This is a genomic window from Kribbella sp. NPDC055071, from assembly GCF_053608045.1.
The window spans coordinates 1-22928 of sequence record NZ_JBSGUS010000003.1 but is presented as its reverse complement, the minus strand read 5'-3'; the positions used below and the strand labels follow the sequence as shown (position 1 = coordinate 22928).

25 protein-coding genes are annotated in these 22928 nt (G+C 67.5%); 8 read left to right on the top strand and 17 right to left on the bottom strand.

The window, feature by feature from the left end:
• Nucleotides 1–3: 3 nt before the first annotated feature.
• Nucleotides 4–885, bottom strand: a complete 882-nt coding sequence (locus tag ACWF4Z_RS06715; protein WP_452241972.1) for a LysR family transcriptional regulator — start codon at nucleotides 883–885, stop codon at nucleotides 4–6.
• A gap of 402 nt (nucleotides 886–1287) precedes the next feature.
• Between ACWF4Z_RS06715 and ACWF4Z_RS06710 the strand changes: the two genes are divergently transcribed.
• Entirely contained in the window at nucleotides 1288–2355 is a 1068-nt protein-coding gene (locus ACWF4Z_RS06710; RefSeq protein WP_452241971.1) for an FAD-dependent oxidoreductase, read from the top strand.
• Here ACWF4Z_RS06710 and ACWF4Z_RS06705 read toward each other — a convergent pair.
• Nucleotides 2345–2905 carry a TetR/AcrR family transcriptional regulator gene (locus ACWF4Z_RS06705; RefSeq protein ID WP_452241970.1) on the bottom strand — a complete coding sequence of 187 codons (561 nt, stop codon included), beginning with the start codon at nucleotides 2903–2905 and terminating at the stop codon, nucleotides 2345–2347. The genes ACWF4Z_RS06710 and ACWF4Z_RS06705 overlap by 11 nt on opposite strands.
• Before the next feature lie 94 nt (nucleotides 2906–2999).
• Between ACWF4Z_RS06705 and ACWF4Z_RS06700 the strand changes: the two genes are divergently transcribed.
• The gene (locus ACWF4Z_RS06700) at nucleotides 3000–4019 is read left to right on the top strand and encodes an aldo/keto reductase (protein WP_452241969.1); all 1020 of its coding nucleotides are present in this window, start codon (nucleotides 3000–3002) and stop codon (nucleotides 4017–4019) included.
• 3 nt (nucleotides 4020–4022) lie between these two features.
• On the opposite strand, the gene ACWF4Z_RS06695 is transcribed toward ACWF4Z_RS06700, so the two are convergent.
• Together ACWF4Z_RS06695 and ACWF4Z_RS06690 are read right to left on the bottom strand one after the other, a co-directional pair.
• Nucleotides 4023–4496 carry a GyrI-like domain-containing protein gene (locus ACWF4Z_RS06695; RefSeq protein ID WP_452241968.1) on the bottom strand — a complete coding sequence of 158 codons (474 nt, stop codon included), beginning with the start codon at nucleotides 4494–4496 and terminating at the stop codon, nucleotides 4023–4025.
• Between the two features lie 25 nt (nucleotides 4497–4521).
• The gene (locus ACWF4Z_RS06690) at nucleotides 4522–4917 is read right to left on the bottom strand and encodes a nuclear transport factor 2 family protein (RefSeq protein WP_452241967.1); all 396 of its coding nucleotides are present in this window, start codon (nucleotides 4915–4917) and stop codon (nucleotides 4522–4524) included.
• An 83-nt stretch (nucleotides 4918–5000) separates the two neighbouring features.
• Here ACWF4Z_RS06690 and ACWF4Z_RS06685 point away from each other — a divergent pair, with 83 nt between their 5' ends.
• Nucleotides 5001–5525 carry an SbtR family transcriptional regulator gene (locus ACWF4Z_RS06685; protein ID WP_452241966.1) on the top strand — a complete coding sequence of 175 codons (525 nt, stop codon included), beginning with the start codon at nucleotides 5001–5003 and terminating at the stop codon, nucleotides 5523–5525.
• A 28-nt stretch (nucleotides 5526–5553) separates the two neighbouring features.
• Nucleotides 5554–6843: a glycoside hydrolase domain-containing protein gene (locus tag ACWF4Z_RS06680; RefSeq protein WP_452241965.1), complete on the top strand. Its 1290-nt coding sequence runs from the start codon at nucleotides 5554–5556 to the stop codon at nucleotides 6841–6843.
• A gap of 1 nt (nucleotide 6844) precedes the next feature.
• Here the strand turns inward: ACWF4Z_RS06680 and ACWF4Z_RS06675 are convergent, their stop codons facing one another.
• Complete coding sequence (locus ACWF4Z_RS06675) at nucleotides 6845–7216, bottom strand: cupin domain-containing protein (protein WP_452241964.1); 372 nt, start codon at nucleotides 7214–7216, stop codon at nucleotides 6845–6847.
• Between the two features lie 62 nt (nucleotides 7217–7278).
• Between ACWF4Z_RS06675 and ACWF4Z_RS06670 the strand changes: the two genes are divergently transcribed.
• Nucleotides 7279–7743, top strand: coding sequence for a MarR family winged helix-turn-helix transcriptional regulator (locus tag ACWF4Z_RS06670; RefSeq protein ID WP_452241963.1), 465 nt, complete (start codon nucleotides 7279–7281; stop codon nucleotides 7741–7743).
• A gap of 4 nt (nucleotides 7744–7747) precedes the next feature.
• Here ACWF4Z_RS06670 and ACWF4Z_RS06665 read toward each other — a convergent pair whose 3' ends face one another.
• The 6 genes from ACWF4Z_RS06665 to ACWF4Z_RS06640 form a co-directional block, all read right to left on the bottom strand.
• Nucleotides 7748–8290 (bottom strand): hypothetical protein, encoded by a 543-nt coding sequence (locus ACWF4Z_RS06665; protein WP_452241962.1) that lies wholly within the window; start codon nucleotides 8288–8290, stop codon nucleotides 7748–7750.
• Nucleotides 8291–8491: 201 nt separating this feature from the next.
• The gene (locus ACWF4Z_RS06660) at nucleotides 8492–8929 is read right to left on the bottom strand and encodes a hypothetical protein (RefSeq protein ID WP_452241961.1); all 438 of its coding nucleotides are present in this window, start codon (nucleotides 8927–8929) and stop codon (nucleotides 8492–8494) included.
• 26 nt (nucleotides 8930–8955) lie between these two features.
• Entirely contained in the window at nucleotides 8956–9450 is a 495-nt protein-coding gene (locus ACWF4Z_RS06655; RefSeq protein WP_452241960.1) for a hypothetical protein, read from the bottom strand.
• Nucleotides 9451–9566: 116 nt separating this feature from the next.
• Complete coding sequence (locus ACWF4Z_RS06650) at nucleotides 9567–10004, bottom strand: hypothetical protein (protein WP_452241959.1); 438 nt, start codon at nucleotides 10002–10004, stop codon at nucleotides 9567–9569.
• 108 nt (nucleotides 10005–10112) lie between these two features.
• Nucleotides 10113–11384 (bottom strand): serine hydrolase domain-containing protein, encoded by a 1272-nt coding sequence (locus tag ACWF4Z_RS06645; protein WP_452241958.1) that lies wholly within the window; start codon nucleotides 11382–11384, stop codon nucleotides 10113–10115.
• Nucleotides 11385–11487: 103 nt separating this feature from the next.
• The gene (locus ACWF4Z_RS06640; protein WP_452241957.1) at nucleotides 11488–14340 is read right to left on the bottom strand and encodes a DEAD/DEAH box helicase; all 2853 of its coding nucleotides are present in this window, start codon (nucleotides 14338–14340) and stop codon (nucleotides 11488–11490) included.
• A gap of 129 nt (nucleotides 14341–14469) precedes the next feature.
• On the opposite strand from ACWF4Z_RS06640, the gene ACWF4Z_RS06635 reads away from it, so the two are divergent.
• On the top strand, nucleotides 14470–16062 hold the full coding sequence (locus ACWF4Z_RS06635) for a carboxylesterase/lipase family protein (RefSeq protein ID WP_452241956.1): 1593 nt from the start codon (nucleotides 14470–14472) through the stop codon (nucleotides 16060–16062).
• Here the strand turns inward: ACWF4Z_RS06635 and ACWF4Z_RS06630 are convergent.
• Nucleotides 16010–16918 (bottom strand): alpha/beta hydrolase, encoded by a 909-nt coding sequence (locus ACWF4Z_RS06630; RefSeq protein WP_452241955.1) that lies wholly within the window; start codon nucleotides 16916–16918, stop codon nucleotides 16010–16012. The two genes, ACWF4Z_RS06635 and ACWF4Z_RS06630, sit on opposite strands and share 53 nt — an antisense overlap.
• Nucleotides 16919–17018: 100 nt before the next feature.
• Between ACWF4Z_RS06630 and ACWF4Z_RS06625 the strand changes: the two genes are divergently transcribed.
• Nucleotides 17019–17483 (top strand): MarR family winged helix-turn-helix transcriptional regulator, encoded by a 465-nt coding sequence (locus ACWF4Z_RS06625; protein WP_452241954.1) that lies wholly within the window; start codon nucleotides 17019–17021, stop codon nucleotides 17481–17483.
• Nucleotides 17484–17549: 66 nt separating this feature from the next.
• Here the strand turns inward: ACWF4Z_RS06625 and ACWF4Z_RS06620 are convergent, their stop codons facing one another.
• The 5 genes from ACWF4Z_RS06620 to ACWF4Z_RS06600 all read right to left on the bottom strand — a co-directional run bounded on the left by ACWF4Z_RS06620 (nucleotide 17550) and on the right by ACWF4Z_RS06600 (nucleotide 20920).
• A complete protein-coding gene (locus tag ACWF4Z_RS06620; protein ID WP_452241953.1) occupies nucleotides 17550–18377 on the bottom strand; it encodes a chitosanase in 828 nt (275 codons plus the stop codon).
• Between the two features lie 255 nt (nucleotides 18378–18632).
• Nucleotides 18633–19517 (bottom strand): diacylglycerol/lipid kinase family protein, encoded by an 885-nt coding sequence (locus ACWF4Z_RS06615; RefSeq protein ID WP_452241952.1) that lies wholly within the window; start codon nucleotides 19515–19517, stop codon nucleotides 18633–18635.
• Nucleotides 19517–20272 (bottom strand): twin-arginine translocase subunit TatC, encoded by a 756-nt coding sequence (gene tatC, locus ACWF4Z_RS06610; protein WP_452241951.1) that lies wholly within the window; start codon nucleotides 20270–20272, stop codon nucleotides 19517–19519. Before tatC ends, ACWF4Z_RS06615 begins: the two co-directional genes overlap by 1 nt.
• A gap of 102 nt (nucleotides 20273–20374) precedes the next feature.
• Nucleotides 20375–20668 carry a twin-arginine translocase TatA/TatE family subunit gene (locus tag ACWF4Z_RS06605; RefSeq protein ID WP_452241950.1) on the bottom strand — a complete coding sequence of 98 codons (294 nt, stop codon included), beginning with the start codon at nucleotides 20666–20668 and terminating at the stop codon, nucleotides 20375–20377.
• 60 nt (nucleotides 20669–20728) lie between these two features.
• Nucleotides 20729–20920 carry a hypothetical protein gene (locus ACWF4Z_RS06600; protein WP_452241949.1) on the bottom strand — a complete coding sequence of 64 codons (192 nt, stop codon included), beginning with the start codon at nucleotides 20918–20920 and terminating at the stop codon, nucleotides 20729–20731.
• 119 nt (nucleotides 20921–21039) lie between these two features.
• On the opposite strand from ACWF4Z_RS06600, the gene ACWF4Z_RS06595 reads away from it, so the two are divergent.
• Nucleotides 21040–22230 carry a winged helix DNA-binding domain-containing protein gene (locus ACWF4Z_RS06595; RefSeq protein WP_452241948.1) on the top strand — a complete coding sequence of 397 codons (1191 nt, stop codon included), beginning with the start codon at nucleotides 21040–21042 and terminating at the stop codon, nucleotides 22228–22230.
• Nucleotides 22231–22928: the final 698 nt, after the last annotated feature.

Here is a 22928-nt window from a genome sequence, read left to right as displayed (position 1 = left end):
GTCTCATTCGGTGATGGCGCGGATCGTCGCGATCACCCGGTCGAGGGCCGGCGACCGCGGCCGCGTGCGGTGACTGAACAGCGCGACCTGCCGGTCGACGCCGGCGTCGTGGATCGGGACGAGCCGTACGCCGGTGAGGTTCGCGGTGGTGACCGCGAGTTCATTGGTGACGCCAACGCCGAGGCCGTGGCGAACCAACGACAGCAGGGTCTGCGGCTGGTTGGTCCGGAACGCGGACTCCGGGTTCAGACCGGCGGATGCGAAGGCCAGGTGTGATTCGAACTGGCGTGGTCCGTCGGTCTCGCCGATCGAGATCAAGGGCCAGCCGACGAGTTGCTGCAGGCTGACGGATTCGGCCGCGGCGAGCGGGTGGGCTTCGGCGAAGACGGCGACCAGGGGTTCGCGCCAGAGGACCTCGTGCTGGAGTGATTCGGCGGCAACCAGCGGGAGGACGGGCCGGATCGCCAGATCGATGTCGCCGCGGAGCAGAGCACCTTCCAGCTCCAGGCTCGGGCCCTCGACGAGTGACAGCGTGAGGTCGGCGGGCAACCGGCGTACGACCTGCGGGAAGAGCCACGCGGCCGCGCTCGGGTACGCGCCGAAGCGGACCGCTCCCCCGGCTGAGGTCAGGTTGCTGAGGCGGTCGAGGATCTCCTCGGCATGCGGGACGAGCGCCCGGCCCTCCGGCGTGAGGCGGGCGGGATGGGCGCTGCGGTCGAACAGTTGTACGCCGAGGGCACGCTCGAGCTCGGCGACATGTTCGCTGATCCGGGACTGACCCCGGAACACCGCCTTCCCGGCCGCCGAGAACCCGCCGTGGCGCGCGACCGCGACGAAGCTGACGATCCAGTCCATCCGGAACCCGTACGCCGTGGTGAGATCCATGCCACTCAAACTAGTCGCGCGCCAAGAAACGCTGAAGTTGTAACGACGGAGTGGCACAGCAGTCAGGGCTACCGCGACGAACCAGCCACCCCGGCCCGGCGCCGGCGCCGGCGCCGGCGGAGCGAATTTCATGGGCAGACCCCTGAAATCGTGGGATGCACACCCTCATCAGGGTCAATAACCACCAATTCCAGGGGTCTACCCATCAAATAGGCCAACTCCGCACGGGGGCCCGGGGCCGCAACGGGACACCCCCTGACCACCCCACCCACCACCTACGGCGGCCGCCGCCGCCCCGCCCCGCCACCGAACCGGTCGACTCGAGACAGTGACAACCCCGACCTTTCTTGCCGAAGCCCTAGTCGTGGGAAGACCGGTCCGTCGAGAAGCGTTGTGGATGAAATGCTCGAAGTCGTGGTGATCGGCGCCGGTCAGGCCGGGTTGTCGGCCGCGTATCACCTGGTCCGGCTGGGATTCACGCCGTACGACGAGGTCGTCGTACTCGACCGGAATCTGGCCGCGGGTGGAGCCTGGCAGCATCGGTGGGACTCGCTGACCATGCACGACGTACACGGGATCGCGAACCTGCCGGGAGTGCCGGTGCCACCGAGTGCCGACTCCGAACGGGCGAACGAGTTCGTCCCGGCCTACTTCGCGGACTACGAGAAGCGGTTCGAGCTGCCGGTGTTGCGGCCCGTTGCCGTGACCAGCGTGCATGCCGTCGACGGTGGGTTCTCGATCGAGTCCGATGGTGAGACATACGAAGCGGCGGCGCTGGTGAATGCGACTGGGACGTGGGATCGGCCGTTCATTCCTTGGTACCCAGGGATCGAGACCTTCCGTGGGCGGCAGGTGCATACTGCCGACTACCGCGGTGCGGCCGAGTTCGCCGGGCAACACGTGCTGGTGGTCGGAGGCGGTGCGTCCGCGGTCCAACTGCTAGCTGAGCTCTCCGAGGTGGCTTCCACTACCTGGGTGACGCGGCGACCGCCGGAGTGGCGGACTGGTGAGGACTTCAACCCCGAGTACGGCCGGCAGGTCGTTGCCCGCGTGGAGGAACGCGTCCGCGCCGGACTGCCGCCGCAGAGCGTCGTGAGCGTGACCGGACTGCATCTGCGGGAGCAGGAGCAGGCCGCGTTGGAGCGCGGGGTGTACACGCGGCTGCCGATGTTCAGCCGCATCACCCCGGACGGTGTCGAGTGGGCCGACGGTCGCGTCGAGCACGTCGACGCGATCCTCTGGGCCACCGGCTTCCGCGCCGACCTCGCCCACCTCGCACCCCTCCACTTACGCGAGCCGTCCGGCGGCATCCGCATGAACGGCACCGCGACCGCCCTCGACCCACACATCCACCTGGTCGGCTACGGCCCCTCAGCCAGCACCATCGGCGCCAACCGAGCCGGCTTCACCGCAGCCCGCACCCTCCGAAACCTCCTGAAGCCGGCCGCCGCGCGCCCGGCTATTGCTTGAGACCCGCGACGAGTAGGGCGACCAGGCGGCGGGCGTCGTAGTTCGGGTCGCCGCCGATGCACAGGTTGCCTACGCCGCGCATGAGTTCGTAGGCCTTGATGTCGGGGCGGATCTCGTTGGCCTCGGCGGCGGCGGTCAGGAGGTCGGTGCAGACGGGGACGAGGCGGCCCAGGAAGTAGGTGGCGAGGGTTTCGACGCCGGGCTGGCCGGGTTGCAGGATGGCGGCCAGGCCGTGCTTGGTGGCGACGAAGTCGACGTACAGGTCGATCCATTGCCTGAGCGCCTCGTACGGCGAGGTGGTGGTCGCGAGCAACCGTGGTCCCGCCTCGGCGCAGGCGTCGACCTGGTGCCGGTAGACGGCGATGATCAGGTCGGCGCGGGTCGGATAGTGGCGGTAGATCGTGCCGGTGCCGACGCCGGCCCGGGCCGCGATCTCGCGGACCGGTGCGTCCACACCGGACGCGACAAAGACCGCCGCGGCCGCGTCGAGCAGGTTCTCCGCGTTCCGCCGGGCGTCGGCGCGCTGCGCTCTGGCCTGGTCCGGGCTCACTGAAGCACTCCTCTTGATAACCGGAACAACGTTCCGTATTGTCGATTCCGGAACATCGTTCCGCATTGACCATCATGCCAGGAGGATCGAACTCATGCAGTACCGCAGCCTCGGCACCACCGGAGTACAAGTCAGCACGCTCGCACTCGGCGCGATGAACTTCGGCGCCAGAGCCAACACCACCCAGGACGACGCGACCGCGATCGTCGACGCCGCGCTCGACGCCGGGATCAACCTGATCGACACCGCCGACTTCTACGGCGCCGGTGAGTCCGAGGAGTTCGTCGGGAAGGCGATCGCCGGTCGCCGTGACGACCTCGTCCTCGCGACGAAGGCGACCCTGCCGATCGGCGACGAGCGCAACCATCGAGGCAGTTCACGCCGCTGGCTGGTCACCGCCCTCGACAACAGCCTCCGCCGGCTCGGCGTCGACCACGTCGACCTGTACCAGATTCATCGCTGGGACCCGACCACCAGCGACGAGGAGACGTTGTCGGCCCTGACCGACCTGCAACGGGCGGGGAAGATCAGGTACTTCGGGTCGTCGACGTTCCCGGCGTACCGGATCGTGCAGGCACAGTGGGCGGCCCGCGAGCACCATCTCGGCCGCTATGTCACCGAGCAGCTGAGCTATTCGATCCTGCAGCGCGGCGTCGAGAGCCACGTGCTGCCGGTCACCGCGCAGTACGGGATGGGCGTGCTCGTATGGAGCCCGCTGGCGTCGGGATGGCTGTCGGGCGCGGTCCGCGCGGGCCGCGAGATCACCACGAACCGTGCGGCGAAGCTGCCGGAGCGGTTCGACACCTCGTTCGCCTACAACCAGGCCAGGCTCGACGCGGTCGAGCAGTTGGTGAAGGTTGCCGACGAGGCCGGGCTCAGCCTGATCCAGCTCGCTTTGGGTTTCGTGACCGCGCATCCGGCCGTTACCAGCGCCTTGATCGGCCCGCGGACCCTCGACCACCTGGAGTCCCAACTGGCCGCGGCCGACACCGTCCTGTCTCCCGACCTTCTCGACGCGATCGACGCAATCGTTGCCCCGGGCATCGATCTGGCCGCGCACGAGAAGATCGACACCCCGCCCGCGCTGCTCGACGCCACCCTGCGGCGGCGGTGAGGGTCAGTCCTTCAGTTTGAACTGGAGTTCGGTGTCCCAGTCGGCCATATCGGGGACCTCGCGCGGGTCGGACTTGTAGATCTCCAGGCGGGCGGTCCAGCGGTCGCCGTCGGCGTCGAACTCCAGCCCCTCGGCGGCGGCCCACGCGAGCAGGTCCGCGGTGGCGTCGACCAGGCCGTCGGGGTGGCCGTGGTAGTTCGTGCTCGCGTAGCGGCCGGCCGGGAGTACGCCGGTGACGATCTCACCCTCACCGGGGTGTACGTCGTCGACCGGGAAGCCGATCTCCATCACCAACCCGGCTTCCATGTCGACCACGTCGTACTTGAAGAACGGCGCGTCGTTCGGGGCAATCTCCCGGGCGGCGAGCCAGTCGATCACCTCGCCCATCCGGTCCGCGAACGCACTGATCTCGTTCATCGCGACCTTCCCGCGCAGCGCGACATACGGACGTTCGTCAACTTCCACGATCTCAGGCATCCGACCCTCCACATCGACGATGCCCTCAACCTAACGCCTGCTGGATCGCAGCGGTGTTCTGGTACTCGCGCCACCCTGCGATCCGCCCCTGCACGACGCGCAGGACGCCGATGAACCGCGCCGACCCGCGATGCCCGGTGGACGCGATCTCCCCACCCAACTCGTACTCGACCACTGCGACCTCTGGATCGCTCGTCTCGTGGACCGCGAGCACGGTGAACGCGTCGAGCCGGATCGGGAGACCGGCCCGGGCCGGCTCCGCGAACGCCAGCCACTCCTCCCGCCCGACCCAACGCCGCGCCCCACCGACAGCGAACGGCTCCTCGATGACCACATCCTCGGCCAGCAAGCCGTCGAAGCCACCGGCTTCACCGGTCCAGGCCGCGCCCATCTGATCGATCACCGCATGCAGCTCGGACATGTCTTCCTCCAGAAGATGAGTCACCACTCAGGTTTCAGCCGACTATAGTGAGTCGCCACTCAGTTTTCTACCCCGGAGGAGAAATGACCACCCGCGCCGACGCGCTGCGCAACCGAGCCGCGATCCTCGCTGCCGCGACCGAGACGTTCGCCGAGCTCGGACCGACGGCGACCACCGAGCAGGTGGCGATCCGGGCCGGAGTCGCGGTGGGCACAGTGTTCCGGCACTTCCCGACCAAGGACGCCCTGCTGACCGCGATCATGAAGCAGTCGCTGCAGGAGCTGGTCGAGTTCGCCGCCGGATCGACGCTCTTCGATTTCATCACCGCGGTCGTCGACAAGGCAGTCCGGACGCGGACCGTCGTCACAGCGCTCGCGGGGCCCCGGTTGGACGTCAGTGATGCGCTGCGCGGACTGACCGATGAGGTCGCGCGACTGCTGGACCAGGCCCAACAGGCCGGTGAGGTGCGCTCCGATGTCCGCGTTGACGAGGTGATGGGTCTGCTGACCGCAGCGGCACAGACGGCTCAGCAGAGCGCCTGGCCCGAAGACCTCCGTCGGCGGACGCTGGCGGTGATCTTCCGAGGTCTGGCGTTCGCCGGGGGGTGAGCGTGTACTTGGAGGTGGGGGTGGGCAGATGCTCAAGGTCGTAATGCTCAAGGTTGCTGTGGCGAGTGCGGCGATGTTGCTGGTCAGTCCGATGGCTGTGGCGGAGCCGACTACTCCGCTGACCTATGTGTCCGGTACGACGGCCACGCGGTTCACCGGGCTGGCTTTCGATACGTGTACGGCGCCAACGCTGGCTCAGATGACCGCGTGGAAGGCCTCGCCGTACAAGGCGATCGGCATCTACGTGGGCGGGGTGAATCGGAGCTGTGCCCAACCACAGCTCACGGCCAGCTGGGTCAGAGAAGTCACCGCGCTGGGCTGGCGGCTGGTGCCGATCTACCTCGGGTTGCAGGCGCCATGCGGGACGCGGAAGTACAGGATGTCGACCACGTCCTCCAACCGCGAGGGAGTGCGTGATGCCGACGACGCCGTTGCCAAGGCAAAGGCGCTGGGCATCATCCCGGGTAGTGCGATCTACAACGACATGGAGAACTACGACAGGACCAATGCCACCTGCCGTTCCGCCGTACTGCACTACCTGTCCGCCTGGACGCGGGAGGTGCACCGGCTCTCGTACCTGTCCGGTGTGTACGCAAACCTGAGCTCTGGCGCACGTGACCTGGCCGACGCCTACAAGTCCCCGTCGTACGCCCGACCGGACGCGCTCTGGATCGCTCGGTGGGACGGCAGTAGTGCACTGACCGGCTGGGCGACCATCCCCGATGCGTTCTGGGCGGTCGGCCAGCGCGGCAAGCAGTACAAGGGCGACCACACCGAGATGTACGGCGGGGTCACGCTCAACATCGACACTGACCGGTTCGACGGGCCGGTCGCGTCCGTTCCGTACTGGTACACGGTCAGGAAGGCCGTCCACAGCTACAGCGGACCGTCCGGCACGTATCCGATCAAATCGACGATCCCTGCCAACGCGACCGTGCGAGTCGCGTGCCAAACGTCCGGACCGAAGATCGGCACCACTTCAGTGTGGGACAAGCTGGTCGACGGGACCTACGTGCCGGACTACTACGTCAGGACGCCTAACAAGACCGGATACAGCGCACCGATTCCTGGCTGCAGTTATCCGTTCCAGACGACCATCGACAACCTGCGGCGGCGACATGGCCCGAGTGCGTCGTACGCCGGGTACCCGGGCTTGTTGCGGATCGGCTCGCTGGCCTGGGTCACCTGCCAGCGTCCTGGCAGCAAGGTCGGTACGACGGCCGTGTGGGACCGGCTGACCGACGGCAGCTACGTCACCGACTACTACGTCGCCACCGCGAGCAAGACGACGTACAGCACACCGATCCGGCGGTGTTGAGCTACTGAGCCCACGGCGGCTGGACTGTGGTGCCGTCGGCCATGGTGCCGGTGAAGCCGGCGGTGATCGCTACGTACAACTCGGCGGCGTTCTCGCCCAGGTTGGTGAGAGCGATCGGCTCGCCGGCGTTGACGACGACCCCATCGCCGGCCGCGAGCTTGTCGCCGTCCGGGGTGACCTGGACCGTGCCGCTGAGCACGTAGAAGACCTCGTCCCGGTCGATCGTGTGCGGCTCGTCGGTGCGGTGACCGGGCTCGACGGTGAGCTTCCACGTGCACAGACCGGCCGAACCGCGGCTCGGCGCCGCCACGACAGCGAACTCGGTACCGGGTAGGTGGAAGCGCGGCGCCTCGGCCGCGCGGGTGACCTGCATGGTGTTCCCCTCCTAGATAGTCAAGTCAACTTGACCAAGTTGACTTGACTATCATGGCTGCCATGACGCGATCGGGCAAGCCGGATTTCGGGATCTTGTTGGTGCTGGCCGACCAGGAGTTCGTCCGCGGGCTGCGGGAGCACCTCGCCGGCCTCGGGTTCGACGACCAGGGCCGGTCGGACGGCTTCGTCCTGCGGACGCTCGGCGCCGCGCCGACCACAATCAGCAGCCTGGCCGAACGGCTCGAGATCACCAAACAGGGCGCGAGCCAGCTGGCCGACGACATGGAACGCCGGGGGTATGTCGAACGCCGCCCGGACCCCACCGATGCCCGGGCGCGGCTGTTACACCTCACGCCGCGCGGTGAGGCGGCGCTCGCGGCGGCCCGGAAGTTCCACCAGGCCTATGAGCGCAAGCTCCGCACGCGATTCGGGGACGGCACGATCAACGCGATGCGCGACGTGCTGACCTACATGGCCGGTGAGCCGCAGGTCAGCACGCCGCACTTTCGTGCGCTGATGTTCTAGATGCTCAGCAGGCCGCCGCGGTGAGCCTGATTCGGTACACCGGGCCCCAGTCCAGGTTGTAGCGGATGATCCCGGCCGGGACGCAACCGCGCTCCGAGCCGTTCTGGTTGTCGTACCTGGCGCCCGCGTTGCCGGTCTGGTTGTTCACGAAGTAGCCGAGGCCTCCCCAGTAGCTCACGGAGTAGCCGTCGTAGTGCACGAACTTGAAGACGTACGTACCGTTGCCGTAGGGCACGGCGGCACACGCATAGCCGACGTTGCAGGTCGTGGTCTGGCTACCTGTGATGAAGACGTGCTCGACAGCCGGCGACGTCGACGGGATCGCGGCAATCGAGCGCGACGACGCCGAGCCCGCGACAACGCCAACCTCAACGGCCCCATCGGCGCGAACCTGAGTCACCCGCGTCCCGTCTGGTTCAACCGACTGCGTCACCCGCGTCCCATCCGGCTCTGCTGTCGATGCCTGGGCCGTGGATGCGGTCGCCCCGACCGCGAGCAGACTCATCAACACACCAGCAGCCGCGAGAACGTTACGTTTTCCGGACACTCTTCCTCCCCAGAGACTGCGCCCACCGCCCGACACGGCAGGTCACACCCAGGACGTTAAGAGCCGCCATCCAACCAGGTCAAAGGTTTCGGCCAGGCCCGAAAAGCGTGCACAAACCCTGATCAGAGGGGAGAATCCCAGTGGCGTGCTGACTTCCCCTGATTGAGTCAGCACGCCACTGCTCGTCCGCGATAGTTGCCATCAGCAAGGAGATTCGGTCAACCGAATACTCCACACAGGGCTCCAGTTGATGTCCTTACGCTCGTTCGGCCGCAGACAGCCGAGCTGGCGCCCGTTGACGTCGTACCACCGGAAAGCCGCCCCGCCGGTCTGCCGACTCACCGCCGTGCCCTGCCCTGTCCAGGAGTACAGCGAGTACGTCGCATACCTGGTAAAACTGAACGCATACCACCCGCCGTCCCCGGCCGGCACGCTCGCGCACGCGTACGCTGTCGGGCACACCTTGGCCCGACCTGGTGGGATGTATTCGCGCGTCACACTTGGCGACGTCGACGGCAGTGCAACGACGACGCTGGGCCTGGCCGACGCAGACGGCTCGGCCGGCACGGCTTGCGCTGTCGCATCGCCCGACAGCACTAGCGCAGTTGCCGCGATTGCCGCAGTTGCGGAGCGGATCATCGTTCCTCCCGGCGCGATGGTTGCCATCAGCAAGGAGCGGCGCTCAGACGGATCCGCCAGACCGGGGTCCAGTTGGCGTCGTAGTTCCAGCCCGCGGGTACGCAGGCGAGCTGGGTACCGCTGGCATTGTCGTACCGGGCGCCGGCGTTCTGCGTTTGGTGGTTGATGAAGACGCCTTGGCCGAACCAATTGCTCACCGAATATCCCCGGTAATCCTTGAACTTGAAGACGTAGGCTCCATTGCTGTAGGGGACGACGGCGCAGGCATAGAGCTCCTCGCAGTAGTCACTCTGCCCCGGCCCGAGGAACCGGTGCCAGACAACTGGCGAGGTCGTCGGCACGGCTGCGACCGTACGAGGCAACGGCACCGAACCATCGGCGACCTTGATCAGAACGCTACCGTCGGCCTGTTTCGTCTGTGAGTACTCCACCAGATTCGCCGCTTGTGCGGTCGGAACGGTCGTGATCCCAGCACACACGGCCGCCAGCACACCGGCGGCCGCGAGAAGTTTGCGTTTCATTCGTTCTCCCCAGAGTTGGTGCCTGCCACTGGATGTGGCGGGTCACAGCAACGATGGTGAGAGCGACCTCCGGTCCAGGCCTAGCTTTTTGTTTATGTCTAAAAAGCTGGATGCTGTTAGCAAGGAGTCGCGGTGAGGCGGATGCGGTAGACCGGGTTCAGATAGACGGAGTGGTTCCGCCCGTCGGCGGGGATGCAGCCGAGCTGGCGGCCGCGTGCATCGTCGTACCGGATGGCGGCGTTGCCGGTCTGCACGTTCATGATCGTTCCGGTTCCGGTCCATTTGTACGTCGAGTAGGACCCGTAGTTGTAGAAGTCGAACGCCCAGAGCCCTTCGCCATAAGGCACGGCGACGCAGGCGTGCCCTGACCCGCACCCGACAGTCCGGCCCGGCTCGATGTAGCCGTTGGGCACGGCCGGCGAGGTCGTGGGCCACAGGATGTCGGACATCGGGCTGAAGTGAGTGCTGTCGACGGCCTGTGCGGTCGGCGCGGTTGCGGCGGCGGTGCACAGCATCAGCAGTGCACCGGCCGCTGCCAGAATCTTGCGTCGCATGATGTCTCCCCAGAGTCGCGCCTACCGAGCGGCAGGTCGCACTCGCGACGCTAGACGGGCGACAGACCAACCTGACGAGGTTTGCGTCTGCGCGCAAACCCCAGGGAATCAGGCGAAGTACTGCGGGAACAGGTCCTTCGTTGGCCAGGTCTTGACGCCGTTGGCGGCTGTCCACAGCGCGGCGTCGATGTCGCCGTACGACTTCCCGGACGGGTCGTCGCGGCGGTTGAACAGCGCGGCCCAGCTCATGCCGTTGTAGGTGCGGACGACGATGGTGAACGTGCCGGGCAAACTGCCGGTGTGCCAGGTGTTGCGGCCGGTACCGCCGGTGGTGACGGGACGGACCTGCCAGCCGAGACCGTAGTACCAGCCCTCGGAGTTCACACCGGTCGACGGCTTCGACCAGACGCGGCCGAGCGACGTGCTGTTCAGAACGTTGCCCGGGGCATCGAACATCTTCGCCCAGCGGACCAGGTCAGGAGCGCTCGCGATCCAGCCGCCGTTCGCGTCGTGCAACCGCATGCTGAACGTGCCGTACGGCGCTGCCACGGTCTTCCCCGACATGTCCAGCACGGTCGGCGCACTGTACTGCGACTCGTACGACGTCTCACCGGCGTGCTTCGCGATCGTGTAGCCCTGCGCCATCCGGGTGATCTTCAGCGGGGTGAGCAACTTCTGCTGCACGTACGTCGCGTACGGCAGGCCGCTGAGCTTCTCGATCACTCGGCCGGCCAGCAGATAGCCGAAGTTCGAGTACGCCACCTTGGTGCCAGGGTTGAAGTCCAGCTTCTGCCCGGCCATGTACTTGATCACGTCGGCGTGCTGCAGCTCCATCGGTACGCCGAGGGTCCGGGAGATGATCGCGTCCTTGGCCAGCGGGTCACCGGAGACATCGCGGTCCCAGCCGCCGAGGTGCTGCAGCACCTTCCACATCGTGATCGTCGACCAGCGCGGATCCCTGGTCAGTCCGGTGGCCGGAGTGATGCCGAGGAGGTTGACGACCGGCGTGGCCAGGTCGAGCTTGCCGTCCTGGACGAGCTTCAGGATCGCCGCGGCGGTGAAGGACTTCGTCAGGCTGGCGACCCGGAACAGCGACGTGGGCTGGACGGTCAACGCGGTGGAGGTGCTGTAGCCGCGGGCAAGAACCAGGCGACCCTTGTACGTCACCGCGAGCTGGCCGCCAGTGATGCCGCGGGCCTGCATGAACGCCTTCATCTGATTGTCGAAGCCGGCCAGGGCGGTCACTGCGGTACCGGTGGTCTTCCACGTCGCGGCGGCATCGGCCGAACGGCTCAGCGCCGTACCGACTCCGGTGCCGGCGGCCGCGACCGCCCCGGTGGCGACTGCGAGCTTGCCAAGATTCCGGCGCGTCAACTCCACGGATGGGGCCTCCTTCAAGTCTTACTGGGCAGAGGGGCGTAGCGGAAGGATTCTTACAGCCGAAGAGGTCTAATCAACGACAGGGGTTGGGAGGTGGAGAGGTCTAATCGACGACCGATGCGTACGAGATGACGCCGCGACGGATCTCGTCGACGACGGCTCGCGCCGTACTGCGCAACGGGGTCGGTCCAGCGGCGTCGGCGACCTGCTCGGTCAGGTCGATCAGTTGCTTCACCCAACGGACGAAATCACCGGCCGCGAGATCGGACTCGTACAGCACCTCCGCCAGCGAAGCACCCGACGCCCACCGGAACGCGGGCCAGCAGAACCCGAGGTCCATCGACCGCAGGAAGTCCACCCGCATGTCCCGCTCGAGCGCGGACAGCTCGCGCCAGATGACGCCCATCTTCTCCAGCGCCAGCCGTACGTCGCCGCGCGGCAACCGTGGTGACGTCGGCTCGTCCTTCGACCGCGCCTCGTAGACCAATGCGGCCAGGCAGGCGGCGAGGTCCGGGACCGAGAGGTCGTCGAAGACTCCTTGCCGAAGGCACTCGGCGGCGACCAGATCGAGCTCGGTGTAGATCCGCGACAGCCGGTCGCCGGCCTCGGTCGTCTTGTCGCCGTCCAGATAGTGCAACGCGTCGAGGACCTGGCAGACCCGGTCGAACTGGCGGGCGATCGTGTTCGTCCGCTGCTCGATCTTGCGCTGTACGTCGCGGTTCTCCCGGTCGAGCCGGAAGTACCGCTCGGCCCAGCGGGCGTGGTCCTCGCGATCCGAGCAGCCGTGACACGGGTGCGCACGCAGCTGCGCCCGCATCTCCTGCAGCTCCGGGTCGTCGGCGTGCGTGATGACATCGCCGTTGCGGCTGCGGGACGGCGGACCGTCCTCGCCGAGCAGATCGGTGCGCGTGCGCAGGACCTGCGCCAGCTCGCGCCGCTGCTGCGGGTTACGCGGGTTGAACTTCTTCGGGATCCGCATCGTGCTGATCGCCTCGACCGGCGTGGGGAAGTCGATCATCGACAGCTTCCGCACCTGCCGATCGAGCGTGAGCACGGTCGGCCGCGGACCTTCTCGCTCCGAACGCATACCCGGGTCGAGCACCAGCGCCCAGCCCGCACTCCGTCCGGCCGGGATCCGGATGATGTCACCGATGCGCAGCTTCTCGATCGACTCCTGCGCCTCGACCCGGCGATCCAGCTTGCGTCGCTTCGAGCCGGACGCCTCGCGCTCCCCGATCCGCCGGCGCAGATCGGCGTACTCGAGGAAGTCGCCGAGGTGACAGTCGATGGACTGCTTGTACCCCTCGAGCGCCTCGGTGTTGCGCTGCACCTGCCGCGCCAGCCCGACCACGGCCTGATCGGACTGGAACTGCGCGAACGACAGCTCGAGCATGTCGCGCGCCCTGGTCCGCCCCACCTGGCGAACCAGGTTGACGGCCATGTTGTACGACGGGGAGAACGACGAGCGCAGCGGATACGTACGCGTCGACGCCAGCCCGGCCACCGCCCGCGGATCGAACCCGGGCTGCCACAACACGACCGCATGCCCCTCGACGTCGATGCCACGACGCCCGGCCCGCCCGGTCAGCTGGGTGTACTCCCCCGGGGTGATGTCGACGTGCGCTTCGCCGTTCCACTTCGACAGCTTCTCCAGTACGACGGTCCGCGCCGGCATGTTGATGCCCAGGGCAAGCGTCTCCGTCGCGAACACGACCTTGATCAGCCCGCGCGCGAACAGCTCCTCGACGACCTCCTTGAACGCCGCCAGCAGACCGGCGTGGTGCGCCGCGATGCCACGACTCAACGCCTCGGCGAAGTCGTGGTACCCGAGCACGCCGAGGTCCTCGTCCGGCAGGTCGGCGGTCCGCTCGGCGAGCACGCGCTTGATCTCGTCCCGCTCGGACGGCTTCGTCAGCCGCAGCCCGGACCGCAGGCACTGCATCATCGCGTCCTCGCAACCCTTGCGAGAAAAGATGAAGTAGATCGCCGGCAGCAACGCGCCGGCATCCAGCTCCTCGACCACGTCGGACCGGTACGGCGTGAAGTGGCTCCGGGCCGGCCGTCCCTTCGGCAGGTCCCTGCGCCGACGGGGTTTGCGCGAGTCGTCGCGGAAGATCCGGTTGTCGTCGCGGGCGATCCGGACCAGCTGCGGGTTGACCAGGTCGCGCAGGTCCGTGGCCGAGCCGCCCTTGCCGGCTGCCTTCGCCGGGTTCCCCGAGCGATTCGGCCGGCCGGCCGACGGACCGAACTGCGCCTGGACGCCGGCGCCGGCCGTCGGAGTCTCCCCGGCGAACAGATCGTGCAGCCGCTTGCCGACCATCACGTGCTGGAACAGCGGCACCGGCCGCTTCTCCTCCAGCACGACGACCGTGTTGCCGCGGACGGTCTCCAGCCAGTCGCCGAACTCCTCGGCGTTGCTCACAGTCGCGGACAACGACACCACCGAGACCGAGTCCGGCAGGTGGATCAGCACCTCCTCCCAGACCGCGCCACGGGCCCGGTCGGCAAGGTAGTGCACCTCGTCCATCACGACGTACGAAAGACCGAGCAGTGTCTGGGATCCGGCGTACAGCATGTTGCGCAGGACCTCGGTCGTCATGACGACGATCGGGGCCTCGGAGTTGACCGAGTTGTCGCCGGTGAGCAGTCCGACCTTGTCAGCGCCGTACCGGCTGACGAGGTCGGCGTACTTCTGGTTGCTCAGGGCTTTGATCGGGGTCGTGTAGAAACACTTCTGCCCGCGCTGCAGGGCGAGGTGGACGGCGAACTCACCGACCAGCGTCTTCCCCGAGCCGGTGGGCGCGGCGACCAGGACCTGGTGGCCGTCCTCGAGCGCGGCGCAGGCACGCAGCTGGAAGTCGTCCAGACGAAAGTCGTACAACCCCCGGAACTCCCTCACCGCCGGGTGCTCCTGGTCCGAGCGGAACGTTGCATATCTCTCGGACGGGGTACTCATGCCCCCAATCTATTCGACGCCACCCCCAAAACCACCCTCCGCCCACCCTCCACCCACCCTGCGCCAACCTCGCGCCAGGCGATACCAAAGGTTGATCCACCTGCGGAGCCCGCTGCCTAGGGTGCAGGTATGACTACGAAAGGTATTCGACGCGCTGCGGTGGCCATCACCTCAGCCGTCGCTCTGACGCTCGGGATCACGGCGATCTCCACCGCCGCCGAGTCATCTGACCGGCCATCGGACGGCACCGTCGTACGAACCGACAAGGGTCTGGTGCGCGGTGTCAGCGAAGGACCGTCCAAGGTCTTCCAGGGGATCCCGTACGCCGCTCCCCCTGTCGGTGAACGACGCTTCGCGATGCCACAACCCGCGGCGGCGTGGTCCGGCGTCCGCGACGCCGGCAAGCCCGGCGCCAGCTGTGCCCAGCTCAACGTCGACGGCACCGCCTTGATCCCCGGGTCCGCCGAGGACTGCCTCTACCTGAACGTCACTACGCCTGACAGCACGGGCAAGCCGCGTCCGGTGATGCTGTGGATCCACGGTGGCGGGTGGGGCGCCGGCAACGGCAGCGACTACGACGGCGCGTGGCTGTCGCAGACCGGCAACGTTGTGGTGGTGTCGATCAACTACCGGCTGGCGACGCTCGGGTTCTTCGGCTATCCCGGGTTGACGAACTCCGGCACCTTCGGCCTCGCCGACCAGCAGGAGGCAATGCGTTGGGTGCAACGCAATGCGCGCGCCTTCGGCGGCGACCCGAACAACGTGACCGTGCTCGGCGAATCCGCAGGTGGGCTGTCCACCTGCGCACAGATCGCCTCCCCGATCGCCCGGCCGATGATGGATCGCGCGATCGTCGAGAGTGGCTCGTGCGAGATGAACTACCCGTTCAACGTGAACTATCCGGACAGCCCGGCCAAGCAATGGTGGGCGCCGCGGTCGGAGATCCAGGCCAGGGGCAAAGCGGCCGGCCAGACGCTCGGCTGCTCGGACCTGGAGTGCCTGCGCAGGGTGGACACCTTCACGCTGCAGAAGCTGACCGAGACCTTCACGACGGCCGGCTACGGCACTCCGCTGTTGCCGATCGAGCCTCGGAAGGCCTTGAAGATCGGGGCCTTCAACCGGGTGCCCGTGATGGAGGGCAACACCCGCGACGAGCAGGGGTACTTCGGCTGGCTGTACGAACTCGGCGGGACGATGACGCCGGCGGCGTACCGGGAGAATCTGGCGAAGAGCTTCGGCCCCGAGGCTGCCGCGGTTGAGAAGGAGTACCCGCTGTCGGCGTACGACTCGCCGATTCACGCGTGGAACGCGGTCACGACCGACCGTGGCTGGGTCTGCCCGTCGGTGACCAGCAGTACGTCGATGGCTCGGCATACGCCGGTCTACACGTTCTCGTTCGCGGATCGGACTGCTCCGCCGTACGTGTACTTCCCGGCGGGTTACGTCCCGCAGGCGTATCACTCGGCGGAGCTGCCGTACCTCTTCAACTTCGGCACCCTCGCGCCGCTCAACCCGGCGCAGACCGCGCTGTCGAAGCAGATGCTCGAGTACTGGACCAACTTCGCGCGGTCCGGCGACCCGAACGGTCCGGGTCTGCCGAAGTGGGACCGGTTCCACGGTCCCACCGGCGTGACGACGCAGTCTCTCCAGTTGGGTGGTGTCAGTCGGGTCAACTTGCAGCAGTTGCATCACTGCGGCTTCTGGAACCAAGCCGCTGGGTGATGAAGGTGGCCGCACGATCCAGGGCTTCGTCGGCCTCCGGGAGGAAGCCGGCGAAGTACTGGAACACGTGCGGAGCTCCGGCGATCACATCCAGGCTGACGTCGACCTCCTGCTCGGCCGCACGGGCGACGAGCCGCAACGCATCGTCGAGCAGGACTTCGGCCGACCCGACCTGGACCAGCAGCGGTGGCAGGACGCTCAGATCGGCGAACACCGGACTGGCCAGTTCGTTGTGCGGGTCGGCGCCGTTCAGGTACTTGTCGGCGTACTCGGTCATCAACGCCCGGTTGAAGAGCGGGTCGAAGTCACCCCGGCTGTCCATGCTGGGGCCGGTCAGCGCGAGGTCGACCCACGGGGAGAACAGGACGGCTGCGGCCGGCTGCGGCAGCCCTTCCGCGCGGGCTGCGAGCAGTGTGGCGATCGTGAGGCCGCCACCGGCCGAATCCCCTGCGATCACGACGTTCTGACCGCTGTCGACAAGCTCCCGGTACGCCGCCAACGCGTCGTGCACGCCCGCGGGGAAGGGATGCTCCGGGGCGAGGCGGTAGTCCAGCGACACCGCCGGCAGGCCGGTCCGGCGCGCGAGCGGGGCGGCGAGGTTGGCGCCGGTGCGGGCGGAACCGACGACGTACCCGCCGCCGTGGAGGTACAGCATCACGCCGTTGCCGTGGGCGCCGTCGACTCGGACGTCGAGGGCCGGCACCCCACCCAGCGTTCGTTCGGCGAGCGTGATGTCGGTGCCGAGCGGACGCTCGGCGAATCCGGCGTCGAACCCGGCGCGCTGCTCGGCCACCGTGCGGCCGACCTCGCCTTTCTCCAGCAGGTCACGGGCACCGGCGCGTTGTTCGTGGCTCATGGTTCACCCCAGTCGTGTATGCGATCATTGATTCCAAGGAAGCTACTTCCCTCCAACTACATTCCCTGGAATCTAATTCCCTCGACCTTTGGACCGGCCTGTGACTGATCTCACATCATTGTTCACCGACCTGGTCCGGCTCGAAACGCGGCTCTACAACGTGCTCGACACCCGGCTCAAGGCCGAGCACCAGCTACCGCTCGGGCAGTTCGAGTTCCTTCGGTTCATCGCCGCGCAGGGGACCACGCGGGTCTACGACCTGGCCCACGAGATGGCCATCACGGTCGGCGCCACCAGCAAGGCCGTCGACCGACTTGAGGCGGCCGGCCGCTGTCGCCGTACGGCGAATCCGGACGACCGCCGCTCCTCGCTCGTCGAGGTCACCCCGGCCGGCGCCGCGCTCCTGGCCGCGGCCACCCCGACCGTCGAGTCCGAGCTCAGCACCTGGCTGGGCTCGGTCCTCCCGGCGGACAGCCTCGAACGGCTCGCCACCATGGTCTCGATGCTTCGCCAGCGCGCCGAGCTCGACGAGCGCACGAACCGCGCCGACCACGCGGCTTCCTGAACAGGAAACAGCCGGGCTCCCTCCCCTGGTGGGTGGTGGGAGTCCGGCTGGGTCCGGTCCAGGTGCTTAGCCGATGTGGTACGGGTCGCCGTAGACCTTCCAGTCGAGCGGGGTGTTCAGGTCGAAGTTGCCGTTGCGGAGGAAGACGCGCTGAGCGGTGTCGACGCGGCTCGTGTCGCTGTGGGCCTCCTCCTGCTTCATAGCCCAGACGCGGGCGTCAAGGAAGGCGTTGAGCCAGGTTGTCTCGTTGCCACCCTGCGACGGCGGCTTGGCCTTCCCCAGCGCGCGCTTGCGGATCCCACCGAAGCTGGTGGAGTCGGTGCCGGGGCCGTGCATGACGATGGCGTCGTAGTAGCAGAACTGACCGAGCGCACGGATCCCGTCCGACTTACCCTGCGACACCGCGGGGTTGAAGTAGACGCGGTCGCGCTCGTCGTTCTGGGCCTGCTGGAACACGGTGTCCTTCGCGGCCGTGGCCCAGTCCTTCGGGTAGTTCGGGTCGAGGCCTGAGTGCGAGTCGCTGCCGTTCACCCGGCGCAAGGCCGGCAGGTACTTCTGCAGCACGTTGTTGGGCTTGCGGTTGGCGTACAGCTCGACGAGCTCGAGCATGTCGCCGGTACCCGAGCAGAACCCGATGATGCCCGCGGTGTAGCCGCGGCCGTCGTCGATGTCCTCGATGTACTTGTACTGCGCCTTCCAGTCCAGCGAGGAGTTCTCCGCGCTGCAGACGATCTTCATCGCGATCTCCTTCTTCGCGGGATCGTCGAGTCCGACCGCCGTGACCGCGGCGTCGGCGTGCGGCGCGAAACGGGTGGCGGCGTAGGCGGTCGCCGGGGCGGCCGCGAGGCTCAGTCCGAGCAGGAGCGTGGTCCTGCGGGTGGGGCGGGTCGGCATGATCTCCTCCGGTGGGCGTTCCGAGAGTGACTGTTAGGAAGCTTTCCTATCAGACAATGTTCGTCACAGCCAGAGGTGAGAAAAATTCGGAGTGCGAAGGTTCCGTCTCAGCCCGCAACAGCCCCGCCAGACGGAACCAGCGGACCGATCGTTCTGTCCAGGCCCTGGACCGACCGTTCTGTTCGGCCGGCCTCCGGCTGCTGGACCTTGAGTGCCGGCCCTTGAGTGCCGGCCCTTGAGTGCTGGACCTCAGGCTCAGGCGAAGACGGTGAGGGCGCCGGGGGCGATGGTGACGTCGACCGGGAGTGGGCCGAGCGGCTCACCGTCGCCGTACGCGGTGATGCCGGGCGACTCGATCCGGACCGAGCTGCCGCGCAGGGTGCGCACCGCCGGGTGGCCCACGTGCGTCCCCTTGGACAGCTTGGGGAACATCTGCAGCAGGGTCAGCCGGGAGACCGTCTCGATGATCGTGACGTCGAGCAGCCCGTCGTCGATCTCGGCACCGGCGCAGATCTGCAGGCCGCCCCCGTACGTCGGTCCCGTGCCGACGGCGACCAGCATGGCCGCGGTCTCGATCACGGTGCCGTCCACGGTCACGACGTACTCGAGGGGTTTGAAGGTGCGCAGCTCGGCTAGCGTGGCGACCGTGTAGCGGGAGTTGCCCTTCGGCCAGCTCATCGCGTTCGCCCGCTTGTTGACCAGGGAGTCGAAGCCGCCGGCCACGACGGTGGTGATGAACTCGTCGCCGGAATCGAGCACGGCGACCGCGAGGTCGATCGTGCGGGTCTTGCCGCGCACGATCAGGTCGGCCGCCGCGGCCGGATCCTTCAGCGGTACGCCGATGCCGCGGGCGAAATCGTTGCCGGTACCGGCCGGGATCACGCCGAACGGCATGCCGGACCTGGCCAGCACCTGCGCGCCGAGATGGATCGTGCCGTCGCCACCGATCAGCGCGACCGCGTCCGCACCGGAGGCGACCACCTCGGCGGAGATCCGGCCGACGTCCTCGGCGCACGTGGTGGAGTGCACGTCGACGCTCAGTCCGGCGGCCGCGAGCCGCTCACGCACCACAGGTGCCAGCCGCGCGCCCAGGCCTCGTCCGCTGGAGGGGTTGACCACCAGCGCGATCTTCCGTGACATCAGTCGCTCAGCAGCTCTTCTTGGCGGACGCCGCGACGCTTGTCGTTGATCCGCGCGATCACTTCGGCCGCGAAGAACAGCAGGCACATCGGGATCGCCAGCAGGCACATCGTGAACGGGTCACCCGACGGCGTCGCGACCGCGGCGAAGACGAAGATCACCAGGATGATGTACGGCCGGAACTTGCTCAGCGCCTTCGCCGGCACCACGCCGACCATGTTCAGCAGCACGACGACCAGCGGGATCAGGAACGCGACACCGAAGACCAGCATCGTGCGGATGACGAAGTCCAGGTACGTCGGGAGCTCGATCAGGTTCTGGATGTCGAGCGGGGTGAAGCTGATCAGGATCGCGATGCCCTTGGGCAGCGTCCAGTACGCCACGGCCATACCGCCGGCAAACAGCGGCGCCGCGATCCCGGAGAAGATGTAGGCCCACTTGCGCTCGTTGCGGTGCAGGCCCGGCGCGACGAACGCCCAGAGCTGGTAGAGCCAGACCGGGCTGGCGAGCACGAGGCCGAACAGCGCGGAAATCTTGATCCGGAAGGTGAGCGCGTCACCGACGCCGGGGAACGTGAGGATCGGTTCCTTGCCCTGCTCCCGGGCCAGGTCGCCGACGCTGGTGTGGAACGGCTGGGTCAGGAACTTGAAGGCGTCGTTGTAGAAGATCCAGCCCAGCACCGTGCAGACCACGATCGCGAGCACGCCGATGAGCAACCTGTTGCGGAGCTCGACGATGTGCTCGCGCAGGGTCATCCGACCCTCTTCGTCCTTCGGCGGGCGCTCTTTCTTTTCCTTGCGCCTGCCCATCTTCATCAAGGACACAGTCTCACCATTGACACCGGCGTAGCACTCGGCTCAGTTGGCCGTGTGGGTCGGCGGCAGGTTGTCGCCCGGCGCCTGGCCGTTCACCTGGTTCGGCTGCTGGGCCGCCTGCGGCTGGGCCTGCTGGACCGGGGCCTGGACCGCCTGGGTGCCTTCGGTCAGCTCCCCGTCCTTCTTCTTGGGGCCGATCTCTTCTTCCCAGATCTTCTTCGACTTGCCGAGTTGCTTCACCAGGGCCGGCAGCTTGGCCGAACCGAACAGCAGCACGACGATCGCGAGGATGACGAGCCACTCTGCACCTTGGGGCATACCGAGGAGCGGTGTCATGTCGATCTCCCTTTCACAAACATCTACTCGTGGCTCAACGCTGAGTTCGTGGGCCGAATACTACGCCGGGGCGTGCTCGTCGCGGGGGGTCTGTCCAGACCCGGCCGCGGACTGGGCAGCCTCCAGCTTGGACTGGGCGGCGACCAACTCACGTGTCAGCGCCTTGCCCTGGCCCCACAACTTCTTCGCGAGCAGGGCGAGGACCAGGAGCCACACCGCCACCACAGCGAGGAAGAGCAACAACCAGTACATACCCAGGAGCCTAGCCGGTTCCAGGCCGTCGCCCACGCCCCGCGGGGAGTCTCTGCGGACAACGGTGTCGGAACGTGATGGTAAAACCGAGTGTCGCAAGGAAGCGCGAAGGGTGGCAGATGGTGCGGATCGGCGTCGAGGAACGGCGGGCGCGGCTCGGGCGGAGGCATCGGCTCGGGGTGGGCTGCCAGGCGGCCGACCCGGTCGAGGCGGCCGCGGCGATGGTCGCGTTGCACGCCACCGATCCGGCCACGGTTCACCTGAGCGTCGCCGCCCGGGTACCGGGCAGTGACGTCGCGGGCACAGAGCGTGCGCTGTACGACGATCGCACGCTGATCCGGATGTTGGGGATGCGCCGGACGGTGTTCGTCGTACCGACGCCGTTCGCGCCGATCGTGCAGTCCGCATGTGCGGACGACATCGCGGTCAAGCAGCGGAAGTTGCTGGCCAGGCACCTGACCGAGGCTGGGATCGGTGCGGATCTCGAGGCGGCGGGGTTGTGGCTGCGGACGGTCGAGGAGTCGACGGCGACCGCGCTGGCGTTGCGAGGGTCCGCGACGGCGCAGGAGTTGTCAGCCGACGAGCCACGGCTTCGGACCAGGCTGAACATGTCGGAGGGGAAGGCGTACGCGGCGGCGCCGTACGTGACGAGCCGGGTGTTGTTCCAGTTGGCTGTCGAGGGGCGGATCGTGCGCGGGCGGCCGTTGGGGACGTGGCTGAGCGGTCAGCACCAGTGGTCACCGGCCGAGGACTGGCTGCCGGGTGGGTTCGGTGATCGGCTGGTGGCCGACGAGGCGCGGGTGATGCTGGCGCGGGCGTGGTTGTCGTCGTTCGGACCGGGGACGGCGGCGGACCTGCAGTGGTGGGCGGGGTGGACCGCCGGTCAGACGAAGAAGTCGCTGGCGGCGGTCGAGGCGGTGGCGGTCGATCTCGACGGGCAGGTTGGGTATGTGCTGCCTGGGGACGAGGCGCCAGAGATTCCGGTGGAGCCGTGGGTTGCGTTCCTGCCCGGGCTGGACCCGACGCCGATGGGGTGGAAGGAGCGCGACTGGTACCTGGGCGCTCACAAGGCGAAGCTGTTCGACACCACCGGCAACGTCGGCCCGACCATCTGGGCAGACGGCCGCATCGTCGGCGGCTGGGGACAGCCCGAATCCGGCGAGGTCCGCTACCAACTCCTGGAAGACGTCGGCACGGACACACGACAACTGGTCGAAACAGAGGCCGCCCGCTGGACCACCTGGCTAGCCGGCGTCCGAGTCACCCCGCGCTTCCGCTCCCCACTGGAAAAACACCTCAGCCAGTCCTGACCCACCACCCAGCCCCGCCCCACGCCCCGCCCACGCCCCGCCACCCTCCCGCCACCCTCCCACCACCCGGCCCCACGCCCACCCGCCCCAACACGAGCCGGATAACCCCTGCTGTTGTGGGTTCTCCCCTCGCATACCAGAGGAGAACCCACAACAGGAACGGATATCCGGCTCTTGTGTCGGATGTATGGGTTGATGCGGACAGCGCTTCGCGGCGGCTGGTCCGTTTGCCGCCTTCGGCGGGCGCCCAGGTGGCTGTTGTGCGCTCAGGTCGTGTGTGCGAGCGCGTGGTGGTGGCAGCGGGTGCCGCCGATGTGGTCATCGCGGTCTCGGGATCCCGCGGGGAGTTGTGAGCCGGGTTCAGGTGATCGAGTCGTGGATCCGGGTCAGGAATCGGCGGCGAATTTCGCCGATATCCACGACTCGATATCCCGGCCCGAACCACTCGCCACGACTCGATGCGCCGGCCACGGCGGGCGCCGGCCACGGCCGCCGCCGTCTTTCCGGAACTTTCTGGTCGCTATCCGCAGATTTACTTCCGGAAAGACTCAGCCGGCACCTCACCACGGTCCACTCCCGTGATCACATCCCGCGCGTGCGACTACTCGGGTGAGCGGCTCCGGAATAGCTGCGATCCTTCCCTGGTCGCGGTGGTGTGGGTCAAGGGTCGAAGATCGCGCAGCGACGCCGAAGGCGCC